Genomic DNA, 6,705 nt, shown 5'->3' with positions numbered 1-6,705 from the left:
GCCACGGCGCGCGCGTGGCCCAGGCGCTGGGCCCGCTGGCGGCGCACATCGTGGTGCCGCAGGCCGGCCATGGCGTCAGCGCCCTGCCCTGCATGCGCGACACGATCTTCCGCTTCATCGACGCGCCGACCGACAAGGAAGCCGCCGCGCTGCCGGCGGGGCCCGGCTGCGCCGCCGGCGTCCCCCGGCCGCCGGCCTTCATCCCGCTGCAGCCGAAGGCCCGGGAGGCCGCGCCATGATCCGCATCGACAACATCAGCAAGCAGTTCGTCTCGCGCAGCGGCGGCTCCGTGTTCAAGCGGGCCCCGAAGAAGATCATCCAGGCCGTCGACGGGCTCAGCATGGACGCGCCGGACGGCCGCATCACCGGACTGCTGGGCCCTAACGGCGCGGGCAAGACGACTTCGCTGCGCATGCTGGGCGGCCTGTTTCCGCCAGACACCGGCAGCATCGAGGTGGACGCGATCCCGGTCGCCACACGGCCGCGCGAGGCGCTGGCCCGCATGGGCACCCTCGGCGATGCGCACGGGCTGTACCCGCGCCTGTCGGCGCGCGAGAACATCGTCTACTTCGGCCGCCTGCAGGGCATGGACGCCGACGCCGCCAACGCCCGCGCCGAGGAGCTGGCGCGGCTGCTGGATATGGGCGCCATCCTGGACCGCCGCGCCGAGGGCTTCAGCCAGGGCGAGCGGATGAAGACCGCGCTGGCCCGGGCCCTGGTGCACGACCCGGCCAACATCGTCCTCGACGAACCGACCAACGGCCTCGACGTGCTGGCCACCCGCTCGCTGCGCGAGGCGCTGCGGCACCTGCGCTCGCCGGCCGGCGGCGCCAAGTGCATCGTCTTCTCGACCCACATCATGCAGGAGGTGGAATTGCTCTGCGAGCACGTGATCGTCGTGGCCCATGGCCGCAAGGTGGCCGAAGGCACGGTGCAGGAACTGCTGGACCTCGCGGGCGAACGGCGCTTCGAGGATGCCTTCGTCAAGCTGGCCTATCCCGAGGAGGCCGCGGCATGAGTGGCCTGAGCCTGATGAAGAACGGCCTGGTCGTCTTCGCCAAGGAGCTGACGGACGCGCTGCGCGACCGCCGCACGCTGCTGCGCCTGCTGGTCCCGGCGGTGCTGATGGGGCCGCTGATGCTGCTGGCGCTGTCGGGCCTGATCGGCTCGCTGGAGGAGCGGGCCGAGCAGCGGCAGATCCTGGTGCAGGGCATCGAGAACGCGCCGACGCTGCGCAACTACATCGAGCGCCAGACCTACACGATCAAGCCCGCCCCGGCCGACTACGAAGCCCGGCTGCGCGCCACCACCTTGCTGGAGCCGGTGCTGGTGATCGGCAAGGATTTCGAACAGCAGCTGCGCGACGGCGAGCAGCCGGTGGTCGAGATCGTCAGCGACAGCGCCAACCAGCGGGCCGGCGCGGGCGTGGGCGTGCTGAGCCGGCTGGTGGCGGGCTTCAACAGCGAGCGGGCGACGCTGGCGCTGGCGCTGCGCGGCGTGAACGCCGGCGAGCTGCTGCATGCCGTCGACGCCGAGGAGCGCGACCTCGCCAGCGTGCAGGCCCGGGCCACGCGGATCACCTCGATGGTGCCGATGTTCATCATCATGGCCGTGCTCTACGGCGCGCTGACCGCGGCGCTGGACAGCACCGCCGGCGAGCGCGAGCGCGGCTCGCTGGAGCCGCTGCTGATGAACCCGGTCCAGGCCTTCGCGCTGGTGGCCGGCAAATGGGGCGCGGTGGCGCTGCTGGGCATGGCGGTGGCCCTGCTGTCCAACCTGAGCTTCATCCCGGCCCAGTGGCTGATCCGCAGCGACAGCCTGCAGGCGATGTTCCAGTTCGGCCTGCACGAGGTCTGGACCTTCCTGCTGCTGCAGCTGCCGCTGGCCGCCGGCCTCGGCGCGCTGCTGATGGCGGTGGCGATCCGCTCGAAGACGCTGAAGGAGGCGCAGGCCGGCAGCGCGCTGGTGATGACGCTGGTGGGCCTGGCGCCGATGATCGCCCTCTTCAACCCGGGCGGCGAGGCGGCCTGGTACCTCTGGGTGCCGGGCCTGGCGCAGAACTCGCTGATGATGCTGGTACTCAAGGGCGAGGCGCTGACGATGGCCAAGGTGATGCCCTCGGTGGTCGTCGGCGTGGGGCTCACGCTGGCCTGCCTGGCCTACGTGGCGGGCTCGATGCGACGGGCGGTGGCCGGGCCCCGCTGAGCAGCGGCGGATCAGCCCGGCGAGGTCGCGTCCTCCATCCAACCGAGCCAGCGCATCGCCTGCTCGCGGCTCTCACCGCACATCATCTCGCTCGGCTGCAGCGAGCCGCAGACGGCGGGCCGCTCGGGGCGGCCGAAGATGCGGCAGCGGTCTTCCTCATCGAGCTGGATGCAGCGCACGCCGGCCGGCTTGCCGTGAGGCATCCCGGGGATCGGCGAGCTGATGGACGGCGCGATGCAGCAGGCGGCGCAGTGATCTCGGCACTTCATGGCGATATTGTCGGCGCCGCCATGACCCTGTGCCGTGACTTATCCACAGGCCGCCCGTAAAATTAAGGGTTAGTCCGCGCAAACTTTTCAAGCCCTCAGCCATGCTCTATCCCAAGGAATTCGACGTCATCGTGGTCGGTGGCGGCCATGCCGGCACCGAGGCCGCGCTGGCCGCTGCCCGCATGGGCTGCACCACCCTGCTGCTGACGCACAACATCGAGACGCTGGGCCAGATGAGCTGCAACCCGTCGATCGGCGGCATCGGCAAGGGCCACCTGGTCAAGGAGGTCGACGCGCTGGGTGGCGCGATGGCCGCGGCCACCGACGAGTCGGGCATCCAGTTCCGCATCCTCAACGGCTCCAAGGGCCCGGCGGTGCGCGCCACCCGCGCGCAGGCCGACCGGGTGCTCTACAAGGCCGCGATCCGCCATCGCCTGGAGAACCAGCCGAAGCTGTGGCTGTTCCAGCAGGCGGTGGACGATCTGATGGTGGAAGGCGATCGCGTGGTGGGCGCCGTCACGCAGATGGGCCTGCAGTTCCGTGCCCGTGCGGTCGTGCTGACGGCCGGCACCTTCCTCGACGGACGCATCCACGTGGGCCTGGAGAACTACAGCGCCGGCCGGGCCGGTGATCCGCCGGCGGTGAGCCTGTCGGCCCGGCTGAAGGAGCTGAAGCTGCCGCAGGGCCGGCTGAAGACCGGCACGCCGCCGCGCATCGACGGCCGCACGATCGACTTCGGCAAGTGCGAGGAACAGCCGGGCGACCTGGATCCGGTGCCGGTGTTCAGCTTCCTCGGCAACGCCGCCCAGCACCCGAAGCAGCTGCCCTGCTGGATCACCCACACCTCGGCCCGCACCCACGAGATCATCCGCTCCGGCTTCGACCGCAGCCCGATGTTCACCGGCGTGATCGAAGGCGTGGGCCCGCGCTACTGCCCGTCCATCGAGGACAAGGTGAACCGCTTCGCCGACAAGGACTCGCACCAGATCTTCCTGGAACCCGAGGGCCTGACGACGCACGAGTTCTATCCGAACGGCATCTCCACCTCCCTGCCCTTCGACATCCAGCTGGCCGCCGTCCGCTCGATCCCCGGCCTGGAAGAGGCCCACATCCTGCGCCCCGGCTACGCGATCGAATACGACTACTTCGACCCGCGCGGCCTGAAGTCGTCCTTCGAGACCCGGGCCATCACCGGCCTGTTCTTCGCCGGCCAGATCAACGGCACGACCGGCTACGAGGAGGCCGCGGCCCAGGGCCTGTTCGCCGGCCTGAATGCCGCGCTGCAGGTCAAGGGCGAAGGCCCGTGGCTCCCGGGCCGCGACCAGGCCTACCTGGGCGTGCTGGTCGATGACCTGATCACCAAGGGCGTGACCGAGCCCTACCGGATGTTCACCAGCCGGGCCGAGTTCCGGCTGCAGCTGCGCGAGGACAACGCCGACCTGCGCCTGACCGAGATCGGCCGCGAGCTGGGCCTGGTCGATGACGTCCGCTGGGATGCTTTCAACCGGAAGCGCGATGCTGTTTCACGTGAAACAGAGAAGCTGAAGTCGACCTGGGTGCATCCGAACACGCTGCCCGCCGCCGATGCCGAACGGCTGGTCGGCAAGGCACTGGAGCGGGAATACAACCTGGTGGACCTGCTGCGCCGGCCGGGCGTGGTCTACGACACGCTGGCCGAGGTGGCCACCATCGCCAAGCCGGATGCAGGCATTGCTCGCGCCTCCCTGAACGAGGAACTGGGCGAGAACCTGGCCGCGGCAGTGATCGAGCAGATCGAGGTGGGCGTCAAGTACGCCGGCTACATCGACAAGCAGGTCGAGGACGTGGCCCGCGCGTCGCGCTTCGAGAACATGAAGCTGCCGACCGAACTGGACTACAGCCAGGTCCAGGCCCTGTCCTTCGAGGTCCGCCAGAAGCTGGGCAAGCACAAGCCGGAGACGCTGGGCCAGGCCTCGCGGATCTCGGGCGTCACGCCGGCCGCCATCTCGCTGCTGCTGGTCCATCTGAAGAAAGGCAAGTTCAAGGGTTTCGCCGATGCCGCATGACTTCCACGCCGCCCTGGCCGGCGCCGCCCAGGAGCTGGGCCTGAATGATCTCGACGACTCCCGGATCGACCGCCTCCTCGCCTACCAGGACCTGATCCAGAAATGGAACAAGGTCTACAACCTGACCGCCGTGCGCGATCCCCAGGCGATGCTGACCCAGCATCTGGTGGACAGCCTGAGCCTGCTTCCTGCCCTGCGCCGGCATGCGGGCGGCAGGCCGCTGCGATTGATGGACGTGGGCAGCGGCGGCGGGCTGCCGGGCGTGGTGGTCGCCATCTGCGAGCCCGACATCGACGTCACCTGCGTCGATGCCGTGGCCAAGAAGGCGACCTTCATCAAGCAGGTGGCCGCCGAACTCCGGCTGCCGAATCTGCATGGCGAGCACTCCCGGGTCGAGGCACTGAACACCCCGCCGTTCGACCTGATCACCTCCCGCGCCTTCGCCTCGCTGCTGGACTTCACCACCCTGACCCGCCAGCACCTCAAGCCCGGCGCCGTCTGGCTGGCCATGAAGGGCCAGCATCCGGCCGAAGAGATCGCTGCCCTGCCGGCCGATCTTGATGTGTTTCACGTGGAACAACTGGAGGTTCCCGGCCTCGATGCGCAGCGCTGCCTGGTCTGGATTCGCCCGCGCTGATGACACAATCGCGCATGGCCAAAATCTTCTGCGTTGCGAATCAGAAAGGTGGCGTCGGCAAGACAACCACCACGGTGAATCTGGCGGCCGGCCTGGCCCAGGTCAACCAGCGGGTGCTGGTCATCGACCTCGATCCGCAGGGCAACGCAACGATGGGCTCCGGCATCGACAAGCGGGCGCTGGAAAGCAGCGTCTACGACGTGCTGCTGGAGTCCGCCACCATCGCCGAGGCCCGGGTGCGCAGCGAGAAAGCCGGCTATGACGTGCTCGGTGCCAACCGCGAACTGGCCGGCGCCGAGGTCGAGCTGGTGGACCTGGAGCGCCGCGAGAAGCGCCTCAAGGCCGCCATCGCCGAGGCGGCCAAGGACTACGACTTCGTCCTGATCGACTGCCCGCCGTCCCTCTCGATGCTGACGCTGAACGGCCTGTGCAGCGCGCATGGCGTCGTCGTGCCGATGCAGTGCGAGTATTTCGCGCTGGAAGGACTCTCCGACCTGGTCAACACGATCAAGCAGGTCCATGCCAACCTGAACCCGGACCTGCAGATCATCGGCCTGCTGCGCGTGATGTTCGACCCGCGCATCACGCTGCAGCAGCAGGTCAGCGAGCAGCTGAAGGGCCACTTCGGCGACAAGGTCTTCGACACCGTCATCCCGCGCAATGTGCGCCTGGCCGAAGCGCCCAGCTATGGCCTGCCCGGCGTCGTCTTCGACCCGGCCTCCAAGGGTGCCCAGGCCTTCGTGGACTTCGCCCGCGAGATGGTGCGGCGCGTCGACACGATGTGATGACGGCCTTGGACGGCCTGGCCCGGCTGGCCGAGGAAGCCGGCCTCAACGCCTCCACGCCACCGCAGGAAGCCCGCATCGACGGCTGGCTGCTGCGGCTCTCCCCCGGTAAGGCCAAGCGCTCGCGCTGCGTCAATGCGCTGGCCGCCGGCACGCTGCCGCTGGACGAACTGCTGGAGCGCTGCCGCATCAGCTTCGATGCCGCCGGCCTGCCGCTGATCGTCCGCGTCACCCCGTTCAGCCAGCCGGCGGACCTCGACGATCACCTCGCAGCGATGGGCTGGTTCAGCTTCGACGCCGCGGACGTGATGGTGCTGGACAGCCTGCCGGACGCCGACACCACAGCCGTCACCGCGCTGGATGCGCAGGCCTATGCCGCGTTGGTGGGCGGCCTGCGCGGCTCCAGCCCGGTCGAGATCAGCGCCCACGCGGAGCGCCTGCTGGCCTCGCCGGTGGCCTATCGCGGCTTCGACATGAGGGGCGAGGATGGCGCCCTGCTCTGCTGCGGCCAGTACGCCCGCGACGGCGCCATCGTCGGCCTGTTCGACATCTTCACGCCACCCGGGCAGCGCGGCCGGGGCCACGCGCACGCCCTCTGTGCGGCATTGCTGGCCCGCGCCCGCGCGGAAGGCGCCAGCCAGGCCTATCTGCAGGTCGGCTCGGACAACGCCGTCGCCCAGCGCGTCTACCAGCGCCTGGGCTTCCGCTTCGCCTACCGCTACCACTACCGGGCCATCGACCCGCGCGCGCACGGCTGATCGGGA

The 6,705-nt window shown here is 69.5% G+C and carries 7 protein-coding genes and 1 pseudogene; 7 read left to right on the top strand and 1 reads right to left on the bottom strand.

All coding sequences use genetic code 11. The features are described from left to right. The 3 genes and pseudogenes from B0W88_RS33410 to B0W88_RS00740 form a co-directional block, all read left to right on the top strand. A pseudogene (locus tag B0W88_RS33410) lies at window positions 1-239 on the top strand (hypothetical protein); the annotation flags it as partial. After that, window positions 236-1,018 (top strand): ATP-binding cassette domain-containing protein, encoded by a 783-nt coding sequence (locus tag B0W88_RS00745; protein ID WP_077032718.1) that lies wholly within the window; start codon window positions 236-238, stop codon window positions 1,016-1,018. The pseudogene B0W88_RS33410 and the gene B0W88_RS00745, both read left to right, overlap by 4 nt. After that, on the top strand, window positions 1,015-2,205 hold the full coding sequence (locus B0W88_RS00740) for an ABC transporter permease (RefSeq protein ID WP_077032717.1): 1,191 nt from the start codon (window positions 1,015-1,017) through the stop codon (window positions 2,203-2,205). The genes B0W88_RS00745 and B0W88_RS00740 overlap by 4 nt, the downstream gene beginning before the upstream one ends. Window positions 2,206-2,216: 11 nt before the next feature. On the opposite strand, the gene B0W88_RS00735 is transcribed toward B0W88_RS00740, so the two are convergent. Further along, on the bottom strand, window positions 2,217-2,474 hold the full coding sequence (locus tag B0W88_RS00735; protein ID WP_077032716.1) for a YkgJ family cysteine cluster protein: 258 nt from the start codon (window positions 2,472-2,474) through the stop codon (window positions 2,217-2,219). A 101-nt stretch (window positions 2,475-2,575) separates the two neighbouring features. Between B0W88_RS00735 and mnmG the strand changes: the two genes are divergently transcribed. From mnmG to B0W88_RS00715, 4 genes are read left to right on the top strand one after another with little or no spacing between them, the layout of a single operon-like run. Next, complete coding sequence (mnmG, locus tag B0W88_RS00730) at window positions 2,576-4,519, top strand: tRNA uridine-5-carboxymethylaminomethyl(34) synthesis enzyme MnmG (RefSeq protein WP_077032715.1); 1,944 nt, start codon at window positions 2,576-2,578, stop codon at window positions 4,517-4,519. After that, a complete protein-coding gene (gene rsmG, locus B0W88_RS00725) occupies window positions 4,509-5,156 on the top strand; it encodes a 16S rRNA (guanine(527)-N(7))-methyltransferase RsmG (RefSeq protein WP_077032714.1) in 648 nt (215 codons plus the stop codon). The genes mnmG and rsmG overlap by 11 nt, the downstream gene beginning before the upstream one ends. A gap of 14 nt (window positions 5,157-5,170) precedes the next feature. Next, the gene (locus B0W88_RS00720) at window positions 5,171-5,941 is read left to right on the top strand and encodes a ParA family protein (RefSeq protein ID WP_077032733.1); all 771 of its coding nucleotides are present in this window, start codon (window positions 5,171-5,173) and stop codon (window positions 5,939-5,941) included. Then, the gene (locus B0W88_RS00715) at window positions 5,941-6,699 is read left to right on the top strand and encodes a GNAT family N-acetyltransferase (RefSeq protein ID WP_077032713.1); all 759 of its coding nucleotides are present in this window, start codon (window positions 5,941-5,943) and stop codon (window positions 6,697-6,699) included. Before B0W88_RS00720 ends, B0W88_RS00715 begins: the two co-directional genes overlap by 1 nt. Window positions 6,700-6,705: the final 6 nt, after the last annotated feature.

The organism is Pelomonas sp. KK5, assembly GCF_001984095.1.
Lineage (GTDB): Bacteria > Pseudomonadota > Gammaproteobacteria > Burkholderiales > Burkholderiaceae_C > KK5.
The sequence above is the reverse complement of the archived record's forward strand: the minus strand, read 5'-3'. Positions and strand labels throughout refer to the sequence as shown.